Below are 1,034 nucleotides of genomic sequence, written 5' to 3' on the forward strand. Positions count from 1 at the left end.
CCTCACCCACAACACACCCCCACACACCGATAACACCCCCTGACCTGTTCCGTAACCGGATCGGCCACCGGAACACCACGCAGAGCCAACGTCGGCCCAGCTCACCGGTGTTCCGTAGAGGTGTTCCGCTGACTGTGCCGGTCAGCCCCCGCTATCTGGAACACTTTCGGCATGGGTGAGCCGTTCCGCGTCGGATACTGCCGCTGCTCCACCGACGAACAAGACGTCGAGATCCAAACCGAGCAGCTATTGGCGCTCGGAGTGCCGCGTGAGCGGATCTTCATCGACAAAGGGTTCTCCGGGACCACCCGCAAGAACCGGGCCGGGCTCGACAACGCACTCGCCGCCGTCACCTCCGCCGCGGCGGCCATCGACGGGCGACAGGTAGTGCTGACCACGCCGAAGTTCGACCGATTCGCACGCAACATGGCCGAAGCAGGCCAGACCCTGACCGAACTGCGCGAGCGCGAGGTGCTGTTCGGACTCGGGAGCTCGATCTACGACTGGAACGACCCGTTCGGCAAGCTCTTCCTGCAAACCTTGGCCATGGTCGCCGAATTCGAGGCCAACCTCAACCACCTACGCACCCGCGAGGGCATGGCCAAGGCCCGCGCGAAAGGCAGGCTCAAGGGCAAGCAGCCGAAACTTCCTCTCACGGCACGGAAAACAATCCACCGCCGCTACCACGACCCCGCCGACGACGCGAGCCTGGCGGACCTGGCCGAGGAATACAGCGTCGGCCGCTCCACCATCCACCGCATCGTCAGCAGTGCTGCACCACGAGCCTGAGAATTCACCAGCCTGTCGTCAGGATCCCGCTACTTTGCACTTCCTGACAACCTTGGGTTGCGGGCCCTTACGTCCCACACGAGTTCTGGCCCGAATCGGATCGTCGGCGAGCTGGGCGGATACGCCGCGCCCGCCAGGAGCCGGTGGCGAGACAGACGATCGTTTCGACCCAACAGGCCGAGCGGATCACCGACCGGGCACTACGCCATATCCGCCCGATTTTCGGCAAATGCTACGGCTACCCC

The 1,034-nt window shown here is 64.4% G+C and carries 1 protein-coding gene; it reads left to right on the forward strand.

Features of this window, described 5'->3' with window-relative positions; all coding sequences use genetic code 11:
* The first annotated feature begins 171 nt into the window (after positions 1-171).
* Entirely contained in the window at positions 172-789 is a 618-nt protein-coding gene (locus QR64_RS06235) for a recombinase family protein (RefSeq protein WP_006553200.1), read from the forward strand.
* Positions 790-1,034: the final 245 nt, after the last annotated feature.

This window comes from Rhodococcus sp. Chr-9 (genome assembly GCF_000801125.1).
GTDB classification, from domain to species: Bacteria; Actinomycetota; Actinomycetes; order Mycobacteriales; family Mycobacteriaceae; genus Rhodococcus; species Rhodococcus pyridinivorans.